Raw genomic sequence first — 25,722 nt, 5'->3', positions numbered from 1 at the left:
ATTATATTAAGGATTAAGTGGTTAGCATAATGAATAGCTTCACATTATCAATCTAACAATTAAATCATGAAAAAAATTTGTTTATTAACTGTATTAATTCTCAGTATGAGTATTGGTGCAAAAGCGCAGGAATTACATTTTGGTATTAAGGGAGGATTAAATTTTGCTACAGTAGGCGGTGACGATACTGAGGATTTAAAAATGCGAACAGCCTTTCATTTGGGGGCTCTAATGGAAGTAAGGTTTAGTGAAGTCTTTGCCATACAACCAGAGGTTTTGTATTCTGCCCAAGGTACTTCGGGTGAGGAAGATGGATTGGATGTTGATATTAAAATGGATTATATTAATGTTCCTATCATGGCCAAGTACAATTTTTCTGAAAAATTTAGCGTTGAGGCCGGTCCTCAAATAGGCTTTCTGGTTTCCACAAAAGCAAAAACCGATGGAGTCGAAGTTGATTTAGATGAATATGATCTTTTCAATGATTTTGATTTTGGTTTAGCTGTGGGGTTATCCTATAAAATTATGCCGAACCTTTTTGTTAGTGGCCGCTATAATCTCGGATTATCTAATATAAACAATGACAGCGGAGATTTTGAATCCGAAGGTTCAAATCAAAATAATGTTATTCAATTATCGATTGGTTATATGTTCTGATATTATTTGGTTTGAATAAATTTTAAAAACAATTTACAATTAATCTAAATCTTTTAATTATGAGAAAAATTTATTTGCTAACTGCTTTGATGCTTTGTTTAAATTTAGGTGTTGAAGCCCAAGAACTGCATTTTGGCGTGAAGGGTGGTTTGAATTTTTCCTCCATAGGAGGTGATGAAACAGGTGACATGAAAACTTTAACTTCTTTTCATGTAGGTGGTTTAATGGAAATAATGTTAAACGAGCAATTTTCCTTACAACCTGAGCTTATTTATTCTGCCCAAGGTGCTAAAGAAGATGGTGGTGACGGTGAGCTAAATTTAGATTATTTAAATGTTCCAGTAATGGCCAAATATTATGCTACTGAGGCTTTAAGTATAGAGGCTGGTCCGCAATTTGGCATATTGATCAATTCAAAAATTACTGGAGGTGGTGAAGAATTGGATTTGGATGATTTAACCAAAAGTTTTGAATTTGGCCTTGGAGTTGGTTTGAGCTATAAAATCTTGGAGAATCTATTTGTAAGTGGAAGATATAATATAGGCTTATCTAATGTTTGGGATGATAATGAATATGAAGAGGATTTTAAACAGCATAATAATGTCATTCAACTTTCTGTAGGTTATATGTTCTAGAAAAGCTTTTCGATAGAGAAGTTGGTTAATAGCGAGGGAGGCATTGCCTCCCTTTTTTTGTTCTACAGCGAACATTTCATCGAAGAAATGCAAAAAATTAGGATGAATTGCAATAATTTGCTTTTCTTTGGGTTATAATTAGCCCAAATCTTAACTCAATGAAAAAGCTATTTTTCTTATTAATAGTCATTTTCGGACTTCATAATGCCTTTTCTCAAGAAGGATTTAAATTAGCCCTTAACGCGGGACTGCCAATGGGAGATGCATCAGATCATTACATGGTTAATCTTTCCGCCGATATAGATTATCTTTTCCATGTAACTGAAGAGATCCATTTTGGAATAGCAACTGGTTATTCTCATTTTATAGCAAAATCCAGTGAAGAGACCGTAGATGATTTTTCTTTTATACCAATTGGAGGTACTGCACAATTTAATATTAGCGATGACTTCATTGTTGGGACAGATATAGGATTTGGTGTTGGTATTATGCCAAAGGAAAATGATGGAGGGTTTTTCTATGCCCCAAGGGTACAATATGCTTTTAATGAAAATTTAGACCTTGTTTTATCTTACCAAGGGCTTGTTACAAACTCAGTACATTTTAACGCATTATCCATAGGTCTAGAATTTTATTTGTAGTCTTAAATAGAAAGACCATTTTTAAATTGGAATTAATCCGCTTTATGTATATTTAATGTCTAACCAATCAACCATCAATACTATTGAATCACCAACCATGAAACGATTGTTACTAATTCCCATGCTGCTATTTGGGTTTTTCACCTTTGGGCAAATTACTGTCGCTCCCACTGCAGGCTATCTATACGTTAAAGGAAAAGTTAAGTTTGAAGGTAATGAAATTGAAAAGGACCGCGATGGGTTATATGTAGGCGCCGCAGTTCAATTTCAACTTTCAGAAAAAGTAGCGTTTCAGCCAGAAGCTCTTTATGCTGCCTATAAAGATTATGCAGTGTTAATGCTCCCGCTTGTATTCAAATATAAAATTATACAGGGTTTAAATATTCAGGCAGGCCCACAGATTGATTATAGTGTGAAAGAATATCCCATTGATGATGTGTTGGGTTTTGCGGACGATTTTGGATTTGATATTTCCGAGGACGATTTTACACGGTTAGGTATATCCGCTGCCTTAGGATTAGGTTATGATATTAATGAACGAATATTCATTGAAAGCCGTTACACGTTTCAATTAAATGATGTTTACACAGGAGATTTAGATATTTCGATAAAAGGAAATATTCTTAATGTAGGAGTAGGTTATCGTTTTTAACGGCATTCGTTTATCTTTGATTTTATGAAAAAACTTATCATAATCAATGGCCCTAATCTAAATTTATTAGGCACACGAGAGCCTGCCATTTATGGCAATTTATCCTTTTCAGAATTTTTGGCTAGGTTAAGGGAAAAATTTTCTGATTGTGAAATTGATTATTTTCAATCTAATATTGAAGGGGAAATCATTGATAAATTACAAGAAACTGGCTTTTCCTTTGATGGTATTATTTTAAATGCTGGGGCTTATACGCACACTTCTGTAGGTATTGGAGATGCGGTTAAAGCAATTGAAACACCTGTGGTGGAGGTCCATATTTCAAATACATTTGGGAGGGAGGAGTTTAGACATTACAGTTACATTTCTGCCAATGCTAAGGGTGTTATTCTTGGATTTGGACTACAAAGTTATGAGTTGGCAATACAAAGTTTCTTGACCACCTAAACATAAAAAAAGCACAGTTTGTCAACTGTGCTTCTAATTCCTTAAAAGAAAAGTTTTTTATAGGTGAATAACCTCATCATAAGCATCTGCCACGGCTTCCATTACCGCCTCACTCATAGTAGGGTGAGGGTGAACCGCTTTTAAAACCTCATGGCCAGTAGTTTCTAATTTTCTGCCTAAAACAGCTTCAGCAATCATATCGGTAACTCCGGCACCTATCATGTGGCATCCTAGCCATTCCCCATATTTGGCATCGAAAATAACTTTCACAAACCCGTCTTTATTTCCAGCGGCACTCGCTTTCCCTGAGGCAGAAAAAGGAAACTTACCAACTTTTATATCATAGCCCTTTTCCTTGGCTTGTTTTTCAGTCAAACCTACACTGGCAACTTCTGGTGTACAATAAGTACAGCCTGGGATATTGCCATAATCGATTGGTTCAACATGCATGCCTTTTATTTTTTCAACACATAAAATACCTTCAGCAGAAGCGACGTGAGCCAAGGCTTGCCCTGGAGTAACATCGCCAATGGCATAGTATCCAGGAATATTAGTTTGGTAATATTTATTAACCAAAATTTTATCGCGGTCTGTTGCTATACCAACATCTTCAAGTCCTATATTTTCAATATTTGTTTTTATACCAACTGCAGAAAGAACAATGTCGGCTTCTAGCTTTTCCTCTCCCTTTTTTGTTTTTATTGTTGCTACTACTCCATCACCAGAAGTATCTACATTGGTAACCTCGGATGAGGTCATGATTTTTATACCAGCCTTTTTAAAACTACGTTCTAGTTGTTTAGAAACTTCTTCATCCTCTAACGGTACGATGTTGTCTAAATATTCCACAACGGTTACCTCTGTACCCATTGAATTGTAGAAATAGGCAAATTCGACCCCAATAGCACCGCTACCAACAACAATCATTTTCTTTGGTTGTTCAGGCAAACTCATAGCTTCCCTATAACCAATTACCTTTTTTCCATCTTGGGGAAGACTTGGTAATTCACGAGATCTAGCACCAGTGGCAATTATAACATGATCTGCAGAATATTCTGTGCCGTCAACTTCAACTTTTTTGCCAGGTTTTAGCTTGCCGTATCCGTTTATAACCTCAATTTTATTTTTCTTCATGAGAAATTGAACGCCTTTACTCATTCCATCAGCAACGTTTCTACTTCTCTGAACAACAGCAGAAAAATCCTTATCGATATCGCCTGCCTTTAATCCGTAATCTGAAGCGTGATTTAAATAGTCAAAAACTTGGGCAGATTTCAATAGGGCTTTTGTAGGGATACATCCCCAATTTAGACAAACCCCACCTAAGCTTTCCTTTTCAACAATTGCGGTTTTAAATCCTAATTGCGATGCCCTGATGGCAGTCACATATCCGCCAGGGCCACTTCCCAAAACGATCACATCAAATTTGCTCATGAATTTATTTTTAGTTGAATTTTAGAGCCCGCAATTTACGAAACATTGATCGTATTAGAAAGCTTCTTTTTATATATTGGAACTTAACGATTAGTTGCCAATAGCCATGCATTTACTCTATATCGTTTGCCTTTTTAACTTCAATAAAATCTTCGGTAAAATGTTTTGTCTCTTTAGGTTTGGAAAAATGTGCCTCGTTAAAAGCATTCGAGCCACCTTTTGGTATGGAAAGTGACTTCCATTTATCGCCTTTAATTATTGTGCCTAGATAGACAATTTGCCCAACATGACTGCTATAATGGGCTAATTGCCTTAAAATAGCATCCATTACAGTATGGCCCTGATTTCTGATAAATATCGTTTTGTTGATGTCTTCTGAAGTGAGTTGATGCAATGCATCAAATAGACATTTCCAACCATTTTCCCAGTCTCTCAAAATATCCTCTTTGCAAGCAAATGGGTCCGAGAATTCTTTTTCTCGCTCCCGCCATACTTTTTCGCCGTCTTCAGCCAAGAAATTTGTCCAACGAGATTTCATGTTCCCTGACAAATGCCTTACTATTATGGCAATATTATTAGAGTAATTATTTGGGGAAAATAGCAATTCATCATCATTGAGCTGCTCGAAGGTTTTATCGCCCAGAGATTTATAGTATTCAAAAAGTTTTAAGGTGCTTTCTAGAAAATTCTGTTCCATTAATTTTTAGCAGGGATAAAATCTAAAGCAACTCCATTAATACAATGCCTTTTCCCAGTAGTTTCCCTAGGCCCATCATCAAAAACATGTCCAAGGTGACCACCACATATGGCGCAATGCTCTTCGGTTCTGCCGTAACCCAAGTCATAATCAGTTGAAAATGCTACATTACCCTTGATTTCGCGATCAAAGCTTGGCCAACCACTTCCAGAATCGTATTTATGTTCGCTTTTAAAAAGAGGAGTTTGGCAGGCCGCACAAACGTACGTTCCCTTTGCATGGTTATTATTAAACTCACTTGAAAAAGCCGGTTCTGTGCCTTTATCCCTCAATACATAAAATTCTTCAGCTGTTAACGCAGCTCTCCATTCTTGTTCGGTTTTACTAACCTTAAAAGTTTCTTCTTTTTTTTGTGCATTACCCTTGCAACTGAACATAGAAACGACAAGAGTTAAAGTGATTATATATTTCATAATTACAATTTAAGGTTTAAGGTCGAATTTAGAAAAACTTACTTACAGTGAAATTTATGAAGGCACTAAATTTCAAGGAATGTCTTTTAATTCTTACATTTATAAACTTCATTTTTTAAAATTAACTATGCAGAACCAACAGCGGGTTGTAATAGATAAAGTTAGCCCACAAATAAATTGCGGAAAATTTTATATAAAACGGGTCGTGGGTGAAATTGTCAATGTGGATGCCAATATCTTGGTCGATGGCCACGATTTAATAGGAGCCTCCATATTATATAAACACGAATCGGAAACCAATTTTCATGAAGCTCGTATGACTTATCTTGGAAATGATGAGTGGAATGGGCATTTTATGGTAGAAAAACAAGGGTTTTATTCCTATATGGTTGAAGGCTGGGTCGATCACGGATTGAATTGGCAATACGGTATTGAGCGTAAAATTGAGGATGGCCAGCATGTAAATTCAGAATTATTGGAAGGTGCTGAATATATTAAAAGATTTATAGAGGATGTTGATAATGAGGAAAAGGCATTTTTAAATGAATGCTTAAATACTTTTACATATTCTAATCGCTATGATGAAGGTGTAAATTTTGCCAAGAGTAAGACATTAAACGATATTTTCTATAAATACCCAGTAAAAGAATTACTTGCTACTTCTTCCGAACTACATGTGTATGTAGATCGTTATAAGGCCAGATTCAGTACCTGGTATGAATTTTTTCCTAGATCTGCTGCTGAGCATCCAGGCCAACATGGTACTTTCAAAGATTGTGAAAGAATTTTGCCTCGTGTTTCGGAAATGGGTTTTGATACCTTGTATTTTCCTCCCATACATCCAATTGGAGAGGTAAACCGAAAAGGTAAGAATAATACAACTAATGCAGCTGAGGGCGACGTTGGTTCGCCTTGGGGTATAGGGTCCCAGCACGGCGGGCATAAAGCTATACATCCAGACTTGGGATCATTGGATGATTTTAAAGGGTTAATCAATCGCGCTGCTGAGCACGGTATTGAAATTGCAATGGACTTTGCCTTACAGGCGGCTCCAGACCATCCATGGGTTAAAGAGCATCCAAAGTGGTTTAAATGGCGACCTGATGGAACAGTTCAATATGCAGAAAACCCGCCAAAAAAGTATCAAGATATTTTACCAATTTATTGGGAAGGCAGCGATTATAAAAATCTTTGGCAAGAATGCTTAGATACTCTTGTTTATTGGATAAAGCTCGGAATTAATATTTTTAGGGTTGATAATCCGCATACAAAACCCTTCCATTTTTGGAACTGGGTGATTTCTGAAATTAAAAAAGATTATCCTGATGTGTTGTTTTTAGCGGAAGCGTTTACAAAGCCAAAGGTAATGCAACAATTGGCCAAACAAGGCTTTACACAATCCTACACTTACTTCACTTGGAGAGACTCTAAGCATGAATTTATTGAGTATTTAACCGAGCTGACTAAAACAGATCAGAAAGATTATATGAGGCCAAATTTTTGGCCAAATACCCCTGATATCAATCCTTATCATCTTCAGGGGGCCAATGAATCTAAGTTCATACAGAGGTATGCGTTGGCTGCGACTTTGAGTTCTAATATTGGTATTTATGGTCCTGTTTTTGAACAAATGATTAGCGATGCCCTTCCGGGAAGGGAGGAATACCATAATTCAGAAAAATATCAAATTACCCATTACGACTGGTATAAAGAAACCAAACTTTCAAGAATAATAACTAAAATAAATGCTGTTAGGCACCAGCAAAAAGCACTTCAGCAAACGAATAATATAGAGTTTTGCGATACCGATAATGATCAATTATTGGCTTTTTATAAATGGTCTGACCATAAGGATAATGAGATGTTAATAATAATTAGCATGGATCATTATTATACCCAAAAAGGCAATGTTAGACTACCAATACAGTCTTTAGGAATTAATCCTGGACATAGAGTTCAATTGAACGATTTGTTGACGGGTAGTAGTTATAACTGGCATAACGAATGGAATTATGTAGAGTTGCATCCTACACTTCCTTTTCATATATTCTTATTAAATAAATAAGATGGCCAAAAACGAAGCTGATAATATATTAAGCAACTCTTTTCGGTTTGTGGGCAAATGGGAAGATTTATTGAAAGATAAGAAATTTGTAAAAGTGTTCTTGTCCGATGTTCTCGAAGACTACATATTAAAAAGAAGGTGGTATGGAGGTAAGGCTAGCAAATTAAAATACATTGAACTAGCCGAGTATTTTAAGATTCAACAACATGGTGAAGTTTACTATGGACTAATTTTGGAAGTAAATTTTGTCGAAGCCTTTTTCCATCATTACTTTTTGCCTATTGCATTTGTTTCAGACGAAAATTATGCTTCAGAAGATCGTATTCTTCCCATAAATATTAATGGAGTTGAAGGTTTTATTATCGATGCTATAAATTTAGAAGCCTTCCGGAAATTAGTTTTTGAAAGGATTTTAAGTGCTTTGCCAAGAGACAAAACCAAGGTGCAGTACCATAAAAGTTCCCTTTTAAATGCCACAGAATATAAGTCTTCAAGATTTATGGGACTTGAACAAAGTAATACATCCATTATCTACAATGATGCTTATGTATTGAAGTTCTTTAGGCGAATTTATGCAGATAAAAATCCAGATTACGAAATGAGTAGATTTTTATCGGAAAAAAAAGAATTTAAGAATACACCAGGTTATTTGGGGAGCATCAACATTATAGATTCAGACGACGTAAATATTACCATTGCCTTGATGCAAGAAATGATTGCTAATGAAGGGGATGCTTGGGATTATCTGCTGAAGGAACTGCATAAGATATTTATGAATCTGGAGTACAAAAAAATTATTATTAAAAATCTTCCGAATACTCCACTGTTTGAAAGGTTGGAGATACATACCGTTCCTCCGGAAATAATTGATTGGGCTGGATTGAATGTTTTTTTGAAGGTACAAACTATGGCAAAACGCACCGCCGAAATGCACGTTGCTCTAGGTTCAGAATTTGAAGAAACAGCATTTACGCCTACACGATTTAATGGAGATTATGAGGTATGGTTGAAAAATCGTCTTCTTTACCAATTTCAAAACCGGTTAAATACAGTTGAAAACAATATCCATAAACTAGACGGTTTGGCTTTGGAATTGGCAAGAGAATTTTTAGACAAGAAAAATATAATTAGAAAACGTTTTATAGCTTTTGATTGGACTAAGTTGAAGGGTGAGCGGTTGCGCGTACATGGCGATTATCACCTTGGACAGATTTTAGTTAAGGATGACGACTTTTATATTTTAGATTTTGAAGGTGAACCCGAAAGCACCATTAGAGACAGAAAAGTTAAACAGCCACCATTGAAAGATGTGGCAGGTCTTTTTAGATCCTTTCATTATGCCATTTATGCAACTATCTTCAATAATGGAAAGGAATATAAAGGCACACAAGAAGAATTATTTGAGGCTGGCGAGTTGTTGTATCGCTATTTTATTGGTGTTTTTCTGGCTTCCTATGTTGATAAAATTCAGGCTAACAACATAAATATTGGCTATAACCAAGAGCGTATTTTTATTCTTAAATATTGTTTACTAGAAAAAGCTGTCTATGAATTGGGCTACGAATTAAATTCTCGACCGCAATGGGCCGTAATCCCTTTAAAAGGCATTTCTAACATAATTAATCTAGATTGATGGCAGAAGTAATTTTACATAGTTTATTTACTGATTTCGATATAAGCTTGTTTAAATCAGGCAAGCATTACCGTTTGTATGAGAAGTTTGGATCACACCCCATGACACTTAATGGGGTAGAGGGGACTTACTTCGCGGTTTGGGCTCCGAGTGCTAAAATGGTTTCCGTAATTGGAGATTTCAATTTTTGGCTAGAAGGAGACCATAAATTATTTGTCCGTTGGGATGGAAGCGGTATTTGGGAAGGATTTATTCCTGAGGTTGGCAAAGGCAATATTTATAAATATAAAATCCAAAGCCATATTAACGATGTTAAGACAGAAAAGGCGGATCCGTATGCTAGAAGATCTGAACATCCGCCCAAAACGGCTTCAGAAGTATGGGATGATAACTACAAATGGAAGGATAAAAAATGGATGAGTAAACGGGCGACAAAAAATGCATTGGATAGTCCATTTTCGGTATATGAAGTTCATTTAGGTTCTTGGAAGAAACAGGTAGAAGAAGGTAGGTTTTTGTCTTATGCTGAATTAGCGGACGAATTGGTCGCTTATGTTAAGGACATGAATTTTACACATGTAGAATTTATGCCTATAATGGAATACCCATACGATCCTTCTTGGGGATATCAAATTACAGGGTACTTTTCACCAACCTCTCGATTCGGTTACCCTGATGAGTTTAAATTGCTTGTTGACAAGTTGCATCAAGCTGATATAGGAATTATTGTAGATTGGGTGCCTTCGCATTTTCCAGAAGATGCACATGGTTTAGGATTTTTTGACGGTTCTCATTTATATGAACATCCCGATCGGCGAAAGGGTTACCATCCTGATTGGAAAAGTTTGATATTCAATTATGGAAGAAATGAGGTTAAGTCCTTTTTAATAAGCAATGCGCTTTTTTGGTTAGATCAATACCATGTGGATGGTTTAAGGGTAGATGCTGTTGCTTCTATGCTTTTCTTGGATTATTCTAGAAATGATGGTGAATGGGAGCCAAATATGTATGGTGGAAGAGAAAATCTTGAAGCAATAGATTTTTTAAAAGAAATGAACGAGGCGGTGTATCAAAATTATCCAGATGTTCAAACAATTGCTGAAGAATCTACGGCATTTCCAATGATTTCGAGACCAACATTTTTAGGCGGAATTGGTTTTGGTATGAAATGGATGATGGGTTGGATGCATGATACCCTTCAATATTTTTCAAAAGAACCAATCTATAGAAAGCACCACCACAATGACCTTACCTTTAGCATGACATATGCTTTTACCGAGAATTTCATGCTTCCATTATCACATGATGAGGTGGTTTATGGAAAACGTTCAATTTTGGGTCGTATGCCAGGAGACGAATGGCAGCGTTTCGCAAATTTAAGATTGCTATATTCTTATATGTTTACTCATCCTGGAACCAAATTATTATTTCAAGGTGCTGAAATTGGTCAAGGTGAAGAATGGAATTTTCAGACTAGCATCGATTGGCATCTTTTGGAATATGATGGGCATAAAGGAATTCAAAATCTCATTAGGGATTTAAATAAGCTTTATAAAAAAGAACCTGCTCTATTTGAAAAACAATTTTCCTCTGAAGGTTTCGAATGGATTGATTATGGGGATTATGAAAACTCAACCTTCCCATATATTAGAAAGGGTCATAACCAGGAGGACGATTTAATAATTGTTCTCAATATGACGCCTGTTCCAAGAGAAAATTATCGTCTAGGTCTGCCTAGAAAAGGTAAATTGAAGGAAGTATTCAATAGCGATCATAAATCTTATAATGGTACAGGAGAATTTCACAATAAGGCTCTGAAAGTTACAGACGAGCCTTGGCATTGGAAAGATTATTCGGTTGAAATTAAACTCCCGCCTTTGGGAATGGTTGCCTTAAAATATTCTTAGAATTATTTTCTACAGTCTTTTTGTTCACCAACTTTCAATTTAAGTGTTATAATAACAGTTAAAATTGATATCGAAAACGTTATCGTTGAAAACTTTAAGTTGGAAAATTTTTATAATGAATTCTTTACTGTTTTTTTGCGCTTCCATAAGGACAAACTATGATTACTAATACCGAACTCGAATACAAAGGAAATTTATTTCCTAGCAATTTAGTCTCTTTTAAAAAACAAGTAAACAAATTATATTTTACAGATTCCCAAGACATAATTCTTGAAATTACCATTGTAAGAGATTCTGTTCTCCGATTTCGTTACACCACAACTGGTAGTTTCGATAATGATTTTTCCTATGCCATAACCAAATATGCCAGTACGGGTTATAATAAATTAAAGATTGAAGAAAGAGATGATTCATTTTTAATTATTACAACAAGACTCAAATGTGAAGTTTCAAAAACCAATCTTCGTATTCGATTATTCGACGCAGAAACCGATGCCTTAATTAATCAAGACGAGTTAGGTTTCCATTGGGAGGAGAGCTACGAATTTGGTGGTAACATAGTAAAAATGAGTAAGGTCTCCCACGAAGGTGAATCCTATTTTGGATTAGGTGATAAGCCAAACTATCTTAATATGAAAAGTAAGAGGTATGAGAATTGGGTAACCGATTCTTATGCCTATAATAAAGATACAGATCCCCTATATAAAGCTATACCATTCTACACGGGATTATATGACGGGATGGCCTACGGTATTTTTTTTGACAATTCATTTAAAACCTTTTTTGACTTTTCGAATGAGCGACGAAACGTGACTAGTTTTTGGGCTCAAGGAGGTGAAATGAACTATTATTTCATTTATGGACCCAAAATGAACGACGTAGTTGAAAGTTATACCGATCTTACTGGAAAGCCTCACCAATTACCCCCACTTTGGGCATTAGGATACCACCAATGCAAATGGAGTTATTATCCAGAAAGCAAGGTTAAAGAGATCGCCAAAAAATTCAGAAAACTTAAAATACCATGTGATGCCCTGTATTTAGATATCGATTATATGGACGGTTTTCGCTGTTTCACTTGGAACAAAGACTATTTTCCTGATCCAAAGAGGATGGTTAAAGAATTAGAACAGAATGGTTTTAAGACGGTCGCTATTATAGATCCAGGAATTAAAATAGATAAAGATTATTGGGTATATAATGAGGCGCTGAAAAATGACTATTTCTGTAAAAGGGCTGATGGTCCATACATGAAGGGAAAGGTTTGGCCAGGGGAATGTTATTTCCCAGATTTTACAAATCCTGAGGTAAGGGATTGGTGGGGAGACCTCTTCAAAGAATTGATTGAAGATATTGGAGTTCGCGGCGTATGGAACGATATGAATGAACCTGCCGTAATGGAAGTTCCTAATAAGACCTTCCCTGATGATGTGCGGCATGATTATGATGGAAATCCATGCAGTCACCGCAAGGCCCATAATGTTTATGGTATGCAGATGGCACGAGCCACTTATCATGGATTAAAGAAATTCTCTTATCCGAAAAGACCATTTGTCATTACACGTGCAGCATATTCAGGAACTCAGCGTTATACATCTACATGGACTGGAGACAATGTTGCCACCTGGGAACATCTATGGGTTGCAAATTTACAAGTTCAACGCCTAGCTATGTCTGGTTATTCCTTTGCTGGGAGTGATATTGGAGGATTTGCGGAGCAACCTAACGGAGAACTTTATACCCGTTGGATTCAATTAGGAGTATTCCATCCCTTTTGCAGAACACATTCTTCGGGTGATCACGGAGACCAAGAACCTTGGTCGTTTGATGAAGACGTTGTTAAAATTGTGCGTAAGTTCATTGAACTTCGCTATAAGTTATTACCTTATTTATATACTGCATTTTGGAAATATGTAAGTAATGGAACCCCATTAATTCAATCCTTGGTTTTATACGACCAAGAGGATGTTCATACGCATTATAGGACAGATGAATTTATCTATGGGGATAAATTTTTAATCTGCCCAATCCTAGAACCTAACGCTCGGGGTCGGCGATTATACGTGCCTCGAGGTAATTGGTACAATTATTGGAATAATGAGATCGTATCAGGTGGTAGAGAGATGTGGGTGGACGCTGATATTGATAGTATGCCAATTTTTGTGAAAGAGGGTTCTATCATTCCTAAATACCCTGTACAACAGTATGTTGGGGAAAAGGAGATCAAGGAAGTAACCTTGGAAATTTACTTCATGGAAGGTAGAGAAATTTCAACTCTATATGATGACGTAAATGATGGTTACGATTATACCAAGGGCAGGTACAGTTTGAGAACTTTCAGGCTTATTGGTAGAAAAAATGAATTGATCATTCAGCAACACAAGGAAGGCAAGTTTACTACTACCTATGAGACATTTAAATTAAGATTTCATGGGTTGCCGTTCAAGATTGGAACAATTCAACTCGATAATGTGGATGTAGAACCTTCACAACTAAAAATTAATGGTGGAAGCACCATGGTGGTTGATAAGAATTTTACTGAGCTTCACATTATAGGAAAATAAAGTTCGGATAGAGTTAATACCCGGGAGTCTTAAAAGTTAATTTTAAGTTGAATTTAAATTTAATGATGATGAAAAAACTAGGACTAATATTGAGTTTTGCAGCAGCATTGCTTTTTATTGCGTGTAAAACCAATCCATTTACTGGGAAACAGACCTTGGCTTTGGTATCCAATAGTCAAATTTTCCCTATGTCGTTCCAGCAATACAATCAATTTTTAAGTGAGAATAAAGTAGTTAAGGGTACTGCTGAAGCGGATATGGTTAAGCGGGTTGGACAACGAATTGCAATAGCTGCCGAAAAATACCTAAATGCAAATGGTTACCAAGGATATCTTGAAGGTTACCAATGGGATTATAATTTAGTACAGGATGACCAAGTAAATGCTTGGTGTATGCCAGGTGGTAAAATTGTTGTTTATACAGGTCTTCTACCAGTTGCACAAACTGAAGCCGGAATAGCAGCTGTAATGGGGCATGAGGTTGCCCACGCATTAGCAAATCATGGACAACAGCGAATGAGTGCAGGCATGTTACAACAAATTGGTGCTGTGGCTGGTAATGTAATAATCGATGATCCCAGAACCTTAAACGCCTTTAATCAGGCCTATGGTATTGGTACAACGGTTGGAGTGATGTTACCTTTTAGTAGGGGACATGAAACTGAAGCTGATCAAATTGGTTTATACTTAATGGCAATTGCTGGTTATAACCCAGATGAGGCGGCTAATCTTTGGTTGAGAATGAAGGCAAATAGTGGAGGACAAGAGCCGCCAGAATTTCTTAGTACACACCCTGCAACAGATTCAAGAATTGCAAATATTAGAAAGATGGCTCCAGCTGCAAAAGCTGAGGCCGCCAAATTTGGTGTCACTTCTTTTAAATAAGAACGCCGCCATATTAAAGTAAAAGATATTTACTAATTTAGAAGCTGCTATTTAATAGCAGCTTTTTTTATGCAAAATTTTGTAAAGGGGAACAAAAAACTTCTTAATGCTTGGGCATTTTATGATTGGGCAAATTCAGTTTATACCCTTACAATTGCATCAACTATATTTCCAATTTTTTATGGCTCCCTATTTTTAAAGGGGCATTATATGGTTTCTATTTTTGGAACCGAGGTAAAAAATACTGCTTTAATTTCATTTGTAACCGCCTTCACATTTTTGGTTGTTTCCGTTATTTCACCTTTGCTTTCTGGTATAGCTGATTATATAGGAAATAAAAAGGCCTTTATGAAGTTTTTCTGCTATCTCGGAGGTTTTGGTTGTATAGGATTATATTGGTTTAGTCTAGACCGTATCTATTTAAGTCTGCTTTTTTATTTTTTCGGATTGATTGGTTATTGGGGTAGTTTGGTTTTTTATAATTCTTACTTGCCAGACATCGCTTATCCAGAACAACAAGACCGCGTCAGTGCGAAAGGATTTTCAATGGGTTATATTGGGAGTGTCATTTTATTGTTGGTGAATCTAGGGATGGTGATGTATCCTGATTTTTTTGGTTTTGATATTGGTACAACGGAAGCTACTAGAGACGCTGCATCAATTTCCGCAATGAGAGTTTCTTTTATTACTGTGGGTATTTGGTGGATTTTATTTAGCCAATATACATTCAGGGTTTTACCCAAGGGATATCCAAAAGGAAATAAAGCCAAGCGAGAAGTCTTTCTAAATGGTTTTAAAGAATTAAATAAGGTGTGGAATGGTTTAACATCAAATTTGCGGTTAAAACGTTATCTCTATGCATTTTTTGTGTACAGTATGGCCGTGCAAACCATTATGTTGGTTGCTACCTATTTTGGTGAGCAAGAAATAGATTGGGGTTCAGATTTAGACAAACGAATGGGGTTAATTGTTAGCATACTTGTCATTCAAGTATTGGCCATATTAGGTGCAGTGCTAACTTCTAGGGCTTCAAAAAGATTTGGAAACATACAAACCCTTTTGGTGATTAATTTTGTATGGATGTGTTTATGTTTTTATGGCTATTTCATTACAACACCATTTCAATTTTATATTACTGCCGGAAGTGTAGGATTAGTTATGGGTGGAATTCAGGCATTATCGCGGTCTACCTATTCAAAATTTCTTCCCGAAACTCAGGACACCACATCTTACTTTAGTTTTTTCGATGTTACCGAAAAGATAGGGATTGTAATCGGAATGGTTATTTATGGACTAATTGACCAAATTACAGGATCCATGAGGAATTCAATCCTTTTCCTTTTTATTTTCTTTTTTACTGGTATCGTTCTTCTTTTGAGAGTGCCTAGGAATAGGATTAATACAGCATAAAAAAACAGCTGATGTTTCCATCAGCTGCTTCCTACATAAATGTATAGAATTAATTGAGTTAGTTTGAAATTTTACCAGACCCTGCTACTTTAGTGTCTTCTTTTTCAGGATTACCTTTATATCTAATATCTCCTGATCCTGCAACCCTAGCTTTTAAACTTTTGTTGCTAACCACTTCAGCATCACCAGAACCTGCAACGGAAACATCCGTTTCATTTGCATCCAATCCAAAACCGTTAAAGTCTCCTGAGCCTGCAATGTCGGCTTCAAGACTATTTGTTGATCCACTTAGGGTTAAGTTTCCAGAACCCGCCATAGAACCTTTAACCGTATTGGCTTTTACATCAAGGTTTACTTTACCCGATCCCGCCATGGCAACTTTTAAATTGTTACTAGTAATAACATCTTTAGAAGTTAGATCCCCTGACCCAGCCATTGAAACCTCATCTATATCCTCAAATGGAATTGTGATTCGGATTTCCTTATTGGATGACGTCCTCAAATTTACATTATTTTCGACTTTCACAACAAGTTTATTGTTTTTTACTTCGGTAACTATGTATTCCAATAAGTTGCTTTCGCCTTCAAGGGTTATTTTACCTTCTTTTCCTTTTACCAGGACATAATCAAAAGATCCGGCACATTTAATACCATCGTAATCTGAGGTTGTGCGAGTTACGGTTGTAACATTTCCATTTCCTTTGATTTTTTTATTCCATTGGGCAAATGAATAACTAACCGATAATAAAGTAATTGCTAATAAAGTGATTGTTCGTTTCATGATTAATTAGATTATTGAATTATTTTTTCTGAAAGTTCACGCTTCCATAATTAGATTTAATTGAAATGAGATTGCCAGAATTTTTAGATCCATAAGTTCCAGTATATTTTTTTGAACTAGACTCCACACTTTTCTTGTTGAAATCGAAGTCCGTATCACCTTTTAAATTGGCGTAGCTTAAATTAACGTCGAAACTGAAACTAAATCCCGCATCGTATCCTATATCGATACCTATATAATCGGAATCAATTGAAACATTTCCGGCATCCTTGGCTAATTTCCCTATATCAATAGAGCCATAGTCCGCTTTAATTTGAACATTTCCATATACATTGCCAATACGCGTAGTTAAATAATCTCCATTTCCCATAAGATTATTTACATTGTCAATCTTCAATGACCCATAGTCGCAATTATAAGTTACATTCTCAGCATTCTCAATTTCAGACTTTGTATAGTCTGCTGAAATTTCTAGATTCTTAGCTTTTGCAATGGTATAACTGCTGTAGTCAGCATTGATTTTAGCGCTGTTAATGTAGCCAAAATAGGAACTACTGGTGTAGTCAAACTTCAATACATTGCTCTCAGCCATAAGTTCCTTTGTGGTGATTTTTCCATAATCGCAGTTTATTACTGCCCTACCTTCAAGTCGTTCAAGGTCTATTGATCCATAATCATTGTTTAGGTCTACACTGTTGGTTATGGGTAAGGAAATGCGGTAATTAATTTCCATACTTACATTGTTTTTCCCGCTATTCCACCAACTTTTCTCCTTTCCAAATACTGTTTTAGCAGATACAATGCTCGAGGAGGCATCGAATTGTACATCTATGTCATTTAATTTATCCATCACCTTATCCTCGTTGTTTCCATTAACTTTTATAACAACTTCAATAGATGTTGTGCTTCCATTGTAAGTTACAATTGTTATGTTCCCATAAGAATTGTCCACTTTCAAAAGGGCATCTTTGTTCACCGAAAACTCTTTTTTAATAGTCTTTTCTTTGGTATACTTACCTTTCCATTCTCCATTTGTTCCTAGCGCTATAGCTGGAATAATGAAGAGAATGAATAACGATTTAAATAGTACTGTTCGTTTCATTTGATATGTCTTTATAAGTTTTAACTTGGTTTATTTGATCCATTACATCTTGGAGCAATTGTATTCTTGTTTGAAAATTTTGAATCATTGCGGCAATCACTCGTTTATCGCCACCACTTATTTGAAGATCAACTTCTAGTTTTTCATAATCGGCTTCCAGGGTAGTAATGCGCTTTATTGCATCATCAACCAACTGTTGTGTCTCAGGAGAACGTTCGCCTTCAATTTTTGCCAATTCGTTTTGAATCGTCATTGCGAAATATTGCTGCGTTTGTGACATCTCAGTTGATACAGAAGCTAAACCAGCAGGTTTCTCATTAACTGCATTGAATTTGAAAATTCCAAAGGCAATCAATAAAGTGGCTGCTACAGCTATTGCTGAAGTAACCCAAGTATTCAGTTGTATGATTTTTCCAGATTTTTTCTCGGAATCCAATTTCTTTTGAAACCTTTCAAAATGACCGTCTCTGGGTTCATCTATATCAAACTGACCTTGTAATTCTTCAAATAATGCTTCTATATCTTGCTCTTTCATAATTAAGAATTTAAGCTTGGTTGCAATTTATTCCTTAGGCTTTCTTTTGCCCTGGAGATCATGGTTCGGCAATTGGCATAAGAAATTTCCATTATTTCACAGATTTCATCGTAATCATATCCTTCGATTAGATGAAGAGTTAATGCCAATTTGTAATTTTCTTTAAGTTGATCTATTTGTTTTAAAATAAACTTCACTTTAGAATTTGTTTCATCTGTTGAAATACCATCGTTACTGTCGTCCTCAAGGCGGTATAACTCATTTTCAATAGATTTTACATTTTCTTTTTTCGCATCCTTTAGAAACTGAACACTGTTGTTAATGACTATTCTCTTTAGCCAGGCTCCAAATGTATTTTGGTCTTTTAGAGTATGCAGTTTTCTAAAAGCTTTTAAAAATGATTCCTGCATAATATCCTCGGCTTCCATTTCGTCATTTACAATCCGTCTAGAAACGTTGTACATGGCCTTGTAGTAGCGTTTGTAGATTTCACCCTGAGCATTTCTGTTACCAGATATACTAAGTTGTATCAGTTCAATGGTATGGTGGTTGGTTAGTAACAAAAAACTAATGTTTATACTAAAGATGAAGCACAGATTGATTTGTTACAGTTTGTGTGAAATATTTTTTGGAAAGTTTATAGTGTAATGGCATAACTATTGACTTTATATAGGGAAATTAAAATTAAAAATAATTCTAATTGTTTGATTGTCAGTATTGAATATTATTTCAATTTGAAATTATGTTCTAGCTAAACTGGGTGTTAAATGACAGAATGACCTAAATATTCTATGAATAAACATAAATTTTTATCTCTTGACAGTTTGTCATTACAGGACTTTGATGAAAACTCAGAATTAATTCCTTTAATGACGCCAGAGGATGAGGCAGAAATAAATAGTGAAAACCTACCGGAATCGCTCCCCATATTGCCATTGAGGAATACAGTACTTTTTCCCGGTGTGGTTATTCCGATTACGGCGGGCAGGGACAAGTCTATTAAATTGATTCAAGACGCAAATAAATCTGGAAAGGTAATAGGTGTAGTTTCCCAAAAGGATGAAATGGTTGAGGATCCTAAGGCTTCAGACCTTTATTTAACAGGTACCGTTGCAAGGATTTTGAAAGTATTGAAAATGCCTGATGGAAATACCACTATAATAATCCAAGGTAAAAAACGCTTCCAAATTGAGGAATTTACCTCAGAAAAACCCTATATCAGTGCCAGAATTAAAGACATTGGAGAGGTAAAGCCAGATGCAGGTGAAAAAGAATTTTTCGCGATTATAGATTCCATAAAGGATATGGCCTTAAGAATCATTAAGGAAAGTCCAAATATCCCTACAGAAGCTAGTTTTGCTATCAAAAATATAGAGAGCAACTCTTTCTTGGTAAATTTTGTGTCGTCTAATATGAATTTGGCAGTAGAAGATAAGCAGAAGCTGCTAGAAATGAACGATCTCAAAAGTCGCGCCTTAGAGACCTTGAGATTTTTGAATATTGAATTGCAAAAACTAGAACTGCGCAATGATATTCAATTGAAGGTTCAAAATGACATGAGCCAACAACAACGTGAATATTTCCTTCATCAACAAATGAAAACCATTCAAGAGGAACTTGGTGGTGAATCTTACGACGCTGAAATTGAGGAAATGCGTTTAAAGGCCAAAAAGAAAAAATGGAGCTCTAAAGTTGCTGAGCATTTTGATAAAGAATTGTCGAAGCTTCAGCGAATGAATCCACAGGTTGCTGAATATTCGATCCAACGTAACTATTTGGATTTATTCCTTGAATTGCCTTGGGAAAAGTACAGTAAAGATAAATTCGATTTAAAACGGGCTAAGAAAATACTAGATCGCGACCATTATGGTTTAGATGATGTTAAGCGTAGGATAATAGAATATTTGGCTGTTCTTAAATTAAGGCAAGACATGAAATCCCCAATTTTATGTTTATATGGCCCCCCTGGTGTTGGTAAAACATCTTTGGGGAAATCTGTTGCAGAAGCTCTAGGTCGTGAGTATGTGAGAATGTCTTTGGGTGGAATGAGAGATGAAGCAGAGATTCGCGGTCATCGTAAAACTTATATTGGGGCCATGCCAGGAAGAATTATTCAAAATATGCGTAAGGCAGGTACTTCTAACCCGGTATTTGTGTTGGATGAGATAGATAAATTAGGCAGTAGTCACCAAGGAGATCCATCTTCAGCTATGCTTGAAGTTTTGGATCCAGAACAGAATTATGAATTTCATGACAATTTTTTAGAGGTGGGTTATGATCTTTCCAAAGTAATGTTTATTGCAACTTCCAACAGTTTAAATTCAATTCAGCCTGCTTTATTGGATAGGATGGAAATTATAAATGTTACAGGGTATACCATTGAGGAAAAGGTTGAAATCGCTAAGCGACATTTACTGCCAAAGCAACTTAAGGAGCATGGCCTAAAAAAATCAGATATTAAGATTGGTAAAGCCCAGCTAGAAAAAATTGTTGAAGGTTATACCCGAGAATCTGGTGTAAGAAACTTAGAAAAGCAAATTGCCAAAATGGTAAGATATGCAGCCAAGAATATTGCAATGGAGGAGGAGTATAATGTAAAAGTTACAGATAAGGATGTTGAGGAGGTATTGGGGGCACCTAAGTTAGAGCGTGATAAATACGAGAATAATAATGTTGCGGGGGTTGTAACAGGATTGGCATGGACAAGGGTAGGAGGCGATATCTTGTTTATTGAATCGATTCTTTCCAAAGGAAAGGGAGCATTGAATATCACAGGAAATCTAGGTAAGGTTATGAAAGAATCTGCCACCATTGCTTTGGAGTATATTAAGGGTCATGCAGGGGAATTTGGCATAGATTCAAGTATTTTTGAAAAGTATAATGTTCACATCCATGTACCTGAGGGAGCAACACCAAAAGATGGTCCTAGTGCAGGTGTAACCATGTTAACTTCATTGGTTTCACTTTTTACCCAAAGAAAGGTTAAGAAAAGTTTGGCCATGACTGGCGAGATAACGTTAAGAGGTAAGGTATTGCCGGTTGGTGGAATTAAGGAAAAAATATTGGCTGCCAAACGTGCTAGAATTAAAGAGATTTTGCTATGTGAAGAAAATAGAAGGGATATTAATGAGATTAAACCCGAATATTTAAAAGGTCTGACTTTTCATTATGTTAGTGATATGAGTGAAGTCCTCAAAATTGCCTTAACAGATGAGAAGGTAGACAACGCAAAACAATTATAATTTAAACCCTCGATTTTCGAGGGTTTTATTTTACTTTAAAATATACTTTCTGCAAGTCCGTTTTAAATTAGATTTAGTTATTTTGCCAATCTATGTTTAAAAGGGTACTTACCTTCATTTTTATTGGCTGTGCTTCTTTAACCTTTGCCCAATTGGGTGGTGAAAGTACGTATCAATTCCTCAATCTGGTGTCTTCACCTAGGCAAGCTGCCTTGGGTGGAAAAAACATTACCAATGTAGATTACGATGTTACAGGTGCCTTATATAACCCTGCTACCATTAATATAGAGATGGATAACCAATTAGCCTTAAATTATGTTAGTTACTTAGGCGGAATTAGTTACGGAACGGCGGCCTATGCATATACTTGGGATCGTCGATTGCAAACGTTTCACGCAGGTATAACGTATATAAATTATGGTAGTTTTGATGGTTATGATTTAGACGGAAATGCCACCGGAACTTTTACAGGGAATGAAGCTGCCCTTTCTCTCGGGTATGCCTATAATATTCCATATACCGATTTTTATGTAGGCGCCAATGTGAAGTTAATATCGTCTAAATTAGAACAATATTCCTCTTTTGGAGGGGCAGTAGACTTAGGCGTGCTTTATATAAATGAAGATTTAAATTTGAATGCCGCCGTTACCTTGAGGAATATGGGGTATCAATTTACAACTTATGCTGGTCAGCAAGAACCATTACCATTTGAAGTTAACTTCGGACTATCTCAACGTTTGGAGAATGTGCCTATCAGGTGGCATTTAACTCTGGAAAACCTTCAGAAATGGCCAATTGCTAGACCAAATCCTGCAAGGGCGGAATCAGACCTAGAAGGTAATCAAACCCAAGAAAAAGTCGGTTTTTTTGGTCAGTTAATACGGCATACAATTGTAGGAGCTGAAATTTTCCCTGAGAAAGGTTTTAATATTAGGTTGGGATATAGTTTTAGGAGAGGAGAGGAGTTGAGAATTGCGGATCAACGAGATTTTTCGGGCTTATCATTTGGAATTGGCCTAAAATTGAATAAACTTCGCTTTAGTTATACACATGCACGATATACAAGTGCTTCAAATACTAATTTTTTTGGACTTCAAATTGATTTAAGATAGTGGATATAATTATAGCAATAGATGGTTTTTCATCTACAGGAAAAAGTACCGTGGCAAGACGTTTAGCCAATTCCTTAGGATACACCTATGTAGATACGGGTGCTATGTATAGAGCGGTAACTTTATATGCAATTAAAAAAGGATTTATTCATGATGATCATTTCGATGTTACTGAAATGTTGAAAAATCTTGATGACATTGAGATACGTTTTATTAATAATGAAAAACTTAAAAAGTCTGAAGTTTATCTAAATGGGGAGAATGTGGAAAATGAAATTCGATCAATGGAAGTTTCCGATTTTGTTAGTAAAGTAGCTACTGTTTCTGAAATTAGGAGAATTATGGTCGCTCAGCAGCAGGAAATGGGTAAGAATAAAGGAATTGTTATGGATGGGCGGGATATTGGTTCAGTCGTTTTTCCCGAAGCTGAATTAAAAATATTTATGACAGCATCTCCTGAAAAAAGGGCCATGAGGCGATTTATGGAGTTGAAAGATAGGGGAGATGAGGTCACCTTGGATGATGTTTTAGAGAATGTAAGAAAACGCGATTATATAGATACTCATCGCCAAGATTCTCCTTTAGTAACTTCTAAAGATGCAGTTGTCTTAGACAATACTAACTTGGATCTTGATGAACAGTTCAACATTGTAAAGGCTTGGGCTGATGAACGTATTGCAAAAGCTTCAAAAAAATAAGCATTCCCATATTCTTTAAGAGATAGATTCTTTTTCTGGGTAATGCACTGTTGTTGTGGCTCTAATCCTTTGATTTTATTAAAATTAATTGTACTTTTGCGCTCCTTTTAGCGAGGTAGGGTAGATAAAAGGATTTTAGAAAACTAAAAATTAACGACTTCTGTGTTTTTTCCTCGCAATTCTCAGCCCGAGAATACAGAATACAAACTTAAATATCAGCACATGGCTGAAAGCAAAATTAAAGAAGCTGAAGTTGAAACAACTGAAGCAACAGTAACTGAAGAAGCTCCTAAAGTTTCTGAGTCACAAAAAAATCCAGAACAATTTCTTAAAGAATTCAACTGGCACAATTACGAAGAAGGAATTGAGCAGGTAGATGATAAAAAGCTGGAAGAATTTGAAAAATTAGTTAAAGAAAATTTCGTTGACACTTTAGATGATGAGGTTGTTACAGGTGAAGTAATCCATATTACAGACCGTGATGCCATTATCGATATCAATGCAAAATCTGAAGGTGTTATTTCCTTAAACGAGTTTCGTTACAATCCTAACTTAAAAGTTGGTGACAAAGTTGAAGTATTAATTGATGTTCGTGAAGACGCAACTGGCCAATTGGTATTGTCTCACCGTAAGGCTAGAGTTATTAAGGCTTGGGATCGCGTAAACGCTGCTCATGAAAATGGAGAAATCGTTAATGGTTTTGTTAAGTGTAGAACTAAAGGTGGTATGATTGTGGACGTATTCGGAATTGAGGCGTTCTTACCAGGTTCTCAAATTGACGTTAAGCCTATCCGCGATTACGACCAATATGTAAACAAAACAATGGAATTTAAAGTTGTTAAAATCAACCACGAATTCAAAAACATTGTTGTTTCTCACAAAGCACTTATCGAAGCTGATATCGAAGAGCAGAAAAAAGAAATCATCGGACAACTTGAAAAAGGTCAGGTACTTGAAGGTGTTGTTAAGAACATTACTTCTTATGGTGTATTTATCGATCTTGGAGGTGTTGATGGTCTTATCCACATTACCGACCTTTCTTGGTCTAGAATCAACCACCCGAATGAGATTGTTGATCTTGACCAGAAATTAAACGTTGTTATCCTTGATTTCGATGAAGATAAATCAAGAATTCAATTAGGTCTTAAGCAATTGACTAAACATCCTTGGGAAGCTCTTGGTGACACTGTTAAAGTTGGCGACAAAGTGAAAGGAAAAGTTGTTGTTATTGCCGATTATGGTGCGTTTGTTGAAGTTGAAGAAGGTGTTGAAGGATTAATCCACGTTAGTGAAATGTCTTGGTCAACTCACTTAAGATCTGCCCAAGATTTTGTTTCTGTTGGTGATGAGGTTGAGGCTGTAATCTTGACTTTAGACCGTGAAGAAAGAAAAATGTCTCTTGGTATTAAGCAATTAACTCCAGATCCATGGACAGATATCACTACTAAATATCCTGTAGGTTCTAAACATAAAGGTATTGTAAGAAACTTTACAAACTTTGGTGTGTTTGTTGAGCTTGAAGAAGGTATTGATGGTTTAATATACATTTCAGATTTGTCTTGGACTAAGAAGATTAAGCATCCAAGTGAATTCTGTAATGTAGGTGATGAGTTAGAAGTTGTTGTTCTTGAGCTAGATGTTGAAGGACGTAAACTAAGCTTAGGTCACAAACAAACTACCGATAATCCTTGGGATAAGTACGAAAAAGACTTTGCAATTGATACCACCCATACAGGTAAAGTTTCAGATATAGTTGACAAAGGTGCTACCGTTGAATTTAATGAGGATATCGTTGCATTCATTCCAACGAGACACATGGAAAAAGAAGATGGTGGTAAATTAAAGAAAGGTGAAGAAGCAGAATTTAAGATTATAGAATTCAATAAAGAATTCAAGAGAGTTGTTGCTTCGCACACTGCAATCTTTAAAGAAGAAGAAGCGGCTAACGTAAGGGCGGCTGCTAAGAAGGCAGAAGCTGCAGCGGCCGAGGCAAAACCAACTTTAGGTGATGCCAACGATGCACTTCAAGCTTTAAAGGATAAAATGGAAAAAAACAATAAGTAATTGTTTTTTAAATGAATATGAAAAACCCCTTGGTCTTTGGCCTAGGGGTTTTTCTTTTTATACGTTCAAGATTGTTCACATTTTATTTT

General features: G+C 36.0%; 22 protein-coding genes. 15 read left to right on the top strand and 7 right to left on the bottom strand.

The genetic code is table 11. The features are described from left to right. Window positions 1-66: 66 nt before the first annotated feature. From ISU00_RS17150 to aroQ, 5 genes are all read left to right on the top strand, one after another. Window positions 67-657: a porin family protein gene (locus ISU00_RS17150; protein ID WP_228851898.1), complete on the top strand. Its 591-nt coding sequence runs from the start codon at window positions 67-69 to the stop codon at window positions 655-657. A 59-nt stretch (window positions 658-716) separates the two neighbouring features. After that, the gene (locus tag ISU00_RS17145; protein ID WP_228851897.1) at window positions 717-1,292 is read left to right on the top strand and encodes a porin family protein; all 576 of its coding nucleotides are present in this window, start codon (window positions 717-719) and stop codon (window positions 1,290-1,292) included. 158 nt (window positions 1,293-1,450) lie between these two features. Continuing rightward, window positions 1,451-1,933 carry an outer membrane beta-barrel protein gene (locus tag ISU00_RS17140; RefSeq protein WP_228851896.1) on the top strand — a complete coding sequence of 161 codons (483 nt, stop codon included), beginning with the start codon at window positions 1,451-1,453 and terminating at the stop codon, window positions 1,931-1,933. A 55-nt stretch (window positions 1,934-1,988) separates the two neighbouring features. Beyond that, window positions 1,989-2,585, top strand: a complete 597-nt coding sequence (locus tag ISU00_RS17135; RefSeq protein WP_228851895.1) for a porin family protein — start codon at window positions 1,989-1,991, stop codon at window positions 2,583-2,585. A 24-nt stretch (window positions 2,586-2,609) separates the two neighbouring features. Beyond that, window positions 2,610-3,032 carry a type II 3-dehydroquinate dehydratase gene (gene aroQ, locus ISU00_RS17130; protein WP_228851894.1) on the top strand — a complete coding sequence of 141 codons (423 nt, stop codon included), beginning with the start codon at window positions 2,610-2,612 and terminating at the stop codon, window positions 3,030-3,032. A 57-nt stretch (window positions 3,033-3,089) separates the two neighbouring features. On the opposite strand, the gene lpdA is transcribed toward aroQ, so the two are convergent. The 3 genes from lpdA to msrB all read right to left on the bottom strand — a co-directional run bounded on the left by lpdA (window position 3,090) and on the right by msrB (window position 5,636). Then, window positions 3,090-4,466, bottom strand: coding sequence for a dihydrolipoyl dehydrogenase (lpdA, locus tag ISU00_RS17125; protein WP_228851893.1), 1,377 nt, complete (start codon window positions 4,464-4,466; stop codon window positions 3,090-3,092). Window positions 4,467-4,578: 112 nt separating this feature from the next. Beyond that, entirely contained in the window at window positions 4,579-5,163 is a 585-nt protein-coding gene (locus ISU00_RS17120; protein ID WP_228851892.1) for a DUF1572 family protein, read from the bottom strand. Further along, entirely contained in the window at window positions 5,163-5,636 is a 474-nt protein-coding gene (msrB, locus tag ISU00_RS17115) for a peptide-methionine (R)-S-oxide reductase MsrB (RefSeq protein ID WP_228851891.1), read from the bottom strand. The genes ISU00_RS17120 and msrB overlap by 1 nt, the downstream gene beginning before the upstream one ends. 127 nt (window positions 5,637-5,763) lie before the next feature. Between msrB and ISU00_RS17110 the strand changes: the two genes are divergently transcribed. From ISU00_RS17110 to ISU00_RS17085, 6 genes are all read left to right on the top strand, one after another. Beyond that, window positions 5,764-7,701 (top strand): alpha-1,4-glucan--maltose-1-phosphate maltosyltransferase, encoded by a 1,938-nt coding sequence (locus ISU00_RS17110; protein ID WP_228853756.1) that lies wholly within the window; start codon window positions 5,764-5,766, stop codon window positions 7,699-7,701. Between the two features lies 1 nt (window position 7,702). Beyond that, the gene (locus ISU00_RS17105; RefSeq protein WP_228851890.1) at window positions 7,703-9,334 is read left to right on the top strand and encodes a trehalose synthase; all 1,632 of its coding nucleotides are present in this window, start codon (window positions 7,703-7,705) and stop codon (window positions 9,332-9,334) included. Further along, window positions 9,334-11,241, top strand: coding sequence for a 1,4-alpha-glucan branching protein GlgB (glgB, locus tag ISU00_RS17100; protein WP_228851889.1), 1,908 nt, complete (start codon window positions 9,334-9,336; stop codon window positions 11,239-11,241). Before ISU00_RS17105 ends, glgB begins: the two co-directional genes overlap by 1 nt. 158 nt (window positions 11,242-11,399) lie before the next feature. After that, window positions 11,400-13,805 carry a glycoside hydrolase family 31 protein gene (locus ISU00_RS17095; protein WP_228851888.1) on the top strand — a complete coding sequence of 802 codons (2,406 nt, stop codon included), beginning with the start codon at window positions 11,400-11,402 and terminating at the stop codon, window positions 13,803-13,805. Between the two features lie 68 nt (window positions 13,806-13,873). Beyond that, window positions 13,874-14,689, top strand: coding sequence for a M48 family metallopeptidase (locus ISU00_RS17090; RefSeq protein ID WP_228851887.1), 816 nt, complete (start codon window positions 13,874-13,876; stop codon window positions 14,687-14,689). A 69-nt stretch (window positions 14,690-14,758) separates the two neighbouring features. Beyond that, window positions 14,759-16,099, top strand: coding sequence for an MFS transporter (locus ISU00_RS17085; RefSeq protein ID WP_228851886.1), 1,341 nt, complete (start codon window positions 14,759-14,761; stop codon window positions 16,097-16,099). A 58-nt stretch (window positions 16,100-16,157) separates the two neighbouring features. Here the strand turns inward: ISU00_RS17085 and ISU00_RS17080 are convergent, their stop codons facing one another. From ISU00_RS17080 to ISU00_RS17065, 4 genes are read right to left on the bottom strand one after another with little or no spacing between them, the layout of a single operon-like run. Further along, window positions 16,158-16,880: a head GIN domain-containing protein gene (locus ISU00_RS17080; RefSeq protein WP_228851885.1), complete on the bottom strand. Its 723-nt coding sequence runs from the start codon at window positions 16,878-16,880 to the stop codon at window positions 16,158-16,160. 19 nt (window positions 16,881-16,899) lie between these two features. Next, complete coding sequence (locus ISU00_RS17075) at window positions 16,900-17,982, bottom strand: DUF4097 domain-containing protein (RefSeq protein WP_228851884.1); 1,083 nt, start codon at window positions 17,980-17,982, stop codon at window positions 16,900-16,902. Beyond that, on the bottom strand, window positions 17,960-18,517 hold the full coding sequence (locus tag ISU00_RS17070) for a hypothetical protein (RefSeq protein WP_228851883.1): 558 nt from the start codon (window positions 18,515-18,517) through the stop codon (window positions 17,960-17,962). The genes ISU00_RS17075 and ISU00_RS17070 overlap by 23 nt, the downstream gene beginning before the upstream one ends. Window positions 18,518-18,519: 2 nt before the next feature. Further along, window positions 18,520-19,080 carry an RNA polymerase sigma factor gene (locus ISU00_RS17065; RefSeq protein WP_228851882.1) on the bottom strand — a complete coding sequence of 187 codons (561 nt, stop codon included), beginning with the start codon at window positions 19,078-19,080 and terminating at the stop codon, window positions 18,520-18,522. A gap of 228 nt (window positions 19,081-19,308) precedes the next feature. Here ISU00_RS17065 and lon point away from each other — a divergent pair, with 228 nt between their 5' ends. From lon to rpsA, 4 genes are all read left to right on the top strand, one after another. Continuing rightward, complete coding sequence (gene lon, locus ISU00_RS17060; protein ID WP_228851881.1) at window positions 19,309-21,759, top strand: endopeptidase La; 2,451 nt, start codon at window positions 19,309-19,311, stop codon at window positions 21,757-21,759. 92 nt (window positions 21,760-21,851) lie between these two features. Further along, window positions 21,852-22,871 carry a type IX secretion system protein PorQ gene (gene porQ, locus ISU00_RS17055; RefSeq protein WP_228851880.1) on the top strand — a complete coding sequence of 340 codons (1,020 nt, stop codon included), beginning with the start codon at window positions 21,852-21,854 and terminating at the stop codon, window positions 22,869-22,871. Continuing rightward, window positions 22,871-23,569, top strand: a complete 699-nt coding sequence (cmk, locus tag ISU00_RS17050; protein WP_394368522.1) for a (d)CMP kinase — start codon at window positions 22,871-22,873, stop codon at window positions 23,567-23,569. The genes porQ and cmk overlap by 1 nt, the downstream gene beginning before the upstream one ends. A gap of 222 nt (window positions 23,570-23,791) precedes the next feature. Further along, window positions 23,792-25,633: a 30S ribosomal protein S1 gene (gene rpsA, locus ISU00_RS17045; protein WP_228851879.1), complete on the top strand. Its 1,842-nt coding sequence runs from the start codon at window positions 23,792-23,794 to the stop codon at window positions 25,631-25,633. Window positions 25,634-25,722: the final 89 nt, after the last annotated feature.

The sequence above is a fragment of the Aegicerativicinus sediminis genome (assembly GCF_015476115.1).
In the GTDB taxonomy this organism is placed as follows: domain Bacteria; phylum Bacteroidota; class Bacteroidia; order Flavobacteriales; family Flavobacteriaceae; genus Aegicerativicinus; species Aegicerativicinus sediminis.
This window is presented reverse-complemented; position numbering and strand designations above follow the sequence as displayed.